Source organism: Salinivibrio sp. MA427, assembly GCF_001996115.1.
Lineage (GTDB): Bacteria > Pseudomonadota > Gammaproteobacteria > Enterobacterales > Vibrionaceae > Salinivibrio > Salinivibrio costicola.
In genome coordinates this window covers 1-2,075 of sequence record NZ_MUFH01000377.1, presented here as the reverse complement: position 1 = coordinate 2,075, position 2,075 = coordinate 1, and the positions used below count along the sequence as shown (strand labels likewise).

Sequence of the window (2,075 nt, the reverse complement as noted above, 5' to 3'; positions counted from 1 at the left end):
GAATACCTCTACGAGCCCGGCAGCTTCCGCCCGATGGCGCAAGTGACCCACCATGAGCAAGGCAGCGAGCTGCATTACATCGTGACCGACCACGCGGGCACACCGCAAGAGCTGTGTAATGAACAAGGTGATATTGTCTGGCGGGGCGAACAAGCGTTGTGGGGCCATTACCACGGGCAATCACAACGCCACTGGYAACGACGCGAAGAAGCGGCTAACGACAGCATACAGTGTGACCTTCGCTACCAAGGGCAAATCGAAGACCCAGAATCGGGCCTTTACTATAACGTAAACCGTTATTACGATGCAGACAGTGGCCAGTATCTTAGCCCCGACCCAATAGGGTTTGCGGGTGGATTAAGGCCGCAGGCCTATGTTGCCAACCCACTGGAGTGGGTGGATCCGTTGGGGTTGGCTGGATCTTGCTCCAAAAAGATTACATCAGTCAAAGGTCGGTTAAAAAAAGAACAATTGCCCACTAAGGGAAAAATCAGGTTCGTACCTCCTAAGGGTTACAACCCATCTAATCCACTACCTAAAGGCCCTCAAGGTGGATTTATTGATAGGTTTGGTAATGAATGGGTTAAAGGACCATCAAGAACAGCAGGGCAAGATTTTGAATGGGACGTTCAGCTCTCGAAAACAGGAAGAAAAAAAATAGGCTGGGTCACACGTGATGGAAGTCATGCAAACGTATCTCTTGATGGTAGAATTACACACAAATAGGTGTCACATGCAAGCTCTATATGAATTCTTTGAAGTAGTAAAAATAACTTCCTCTGATTCAGCATTCGCCGAAGTTAAAGGGCAAGAAGCTGTAATTTTGRGAATGACTCCAGACGACACCGGGCATTGGTTTTATTCAGTCCAAATCACTGATACCGAGGAAGTATGGAGTTTATCCGAAAATGACATTGAATCGACAGGTAAAGTTCTGAAAAAAGAAAATTTCTATTATGGTGACTCTGTTACTGTAAGGGTGGGCCATCAAAGTGGTGAGGGATATTTAAAAGACTCATAGAAACGGGCCGTTTTCGTTATCGCTATGATGCTTGCGGCCGGGTGATTGAAAAGACCGAGAACAAAACGGGCTACCGGCCACAGGTGACGCGGTTTAGCTGGAACGCGGATGACCGTTTAACCCACATTGAACTGCCCAACGGCACGCGGTATCGCTACCGCTACGACCCCTTTGGGCGACGCATCGCCAAAGAATGTGCGCACAGCGACACACAGACTCACTACCTGTGGGACGGCGCGCACATTGTGCAGCAACAACAGGCCACCGCTGATGGGCAGGTGTTGCAACAAACCGAATACCTCTACGAGCCCGGCAGYTTCCGCCCGATGGCGCAAGTGACCCACCATGAGCAAGGCAGCGAGCTGCATTACATCGTGACCGACCACGCGGGCACACCGCAAGAGCTGTGTAATGAACAAGGTGATATTGTCTGGCGGGGCGAGCAAGCGCTATGGGGCCATTACCACGGGCAATCACAACGCCACTGGCRACGATGCGAAGAAGCGGCCAACGACAGCATACAGTGTGATCTTCGCTACCAAGGGCAACTCGAAGACCCAGAATCGGGCCTTTACTATAACGTAAACCGTTATTACGATGCAGACAGTGGCCAGTATCTTAGCCCCGACCCAATAGGGTTTGCAGGTGGATTAAGGCCACAGGCGTATGTTGCCAACCCTCTGGAGTGGGTGGATCCGTTGGGGTTGACCCCATTAAATCAGGGGGGATTCTCGGTCTATGGTTTGTATGATGAAGGTGCTAGTAAACCGTACTATATAGGAATATCAAATAACCCTACTAAACGAGAGTTACAGCACTTATCTTCTGGCCGTTTAGCTGGAGATGCTCAGCTAGTCGTGTTAGAGAGTGATTTAAACTATGCTCAAGCGAGAGGTTATGAACAGGCGTACATTGAAGAATATGGCACTAAAACTGGTGTCAGAGGAAAAGATATATCAATTACAAATCGCGGTAATAAAGTTAATTCTTTTGATAAAGAAAGAGTAGATGCCCGAGGAGTAGCTTTTAATGATGAGTATAATAAAGCTAAGAT

At 48.7% G+C, this 2,075-nt stretch carries 3 protein-coding genes; all 3 read left to right on the top strand.

Annotated elements, in window-relative coordinates; genetic code table 11:
• A partial coding sequence (locus tag BZG79_RS16500; RefSeq protein WP_199877963.1) for a polymorphic toxin type 17 domain-containing protein occupies positions 1–726 on the top strand: 726 nt, incomplete at its 5' end.
• 7 nt (positions 727–733) lie between these two features.
• The gene (gene imm31 / locus BZG79_RS14675) at positions 734–1,021 is read left to right on the top strand and encodes an Imm31 family immunity protein (protein WP_199877961.1); all 288 of its coding nucleotides are present in this window, start codon (positions 734–736) and stop codon (positions 1,019–1,021) included.
• 41 nt (positions 1,022–1,062) lie between these two features.
• Positions 1,063–2,075, top strand: a 1,013-nt coding sequence (locus BZG79_RS14670; RefSeq protein WP_242414210.1) for an RHS repeat-associated core domain-containing protein, incomplete at its 3' end; no start/stop codon positions are given.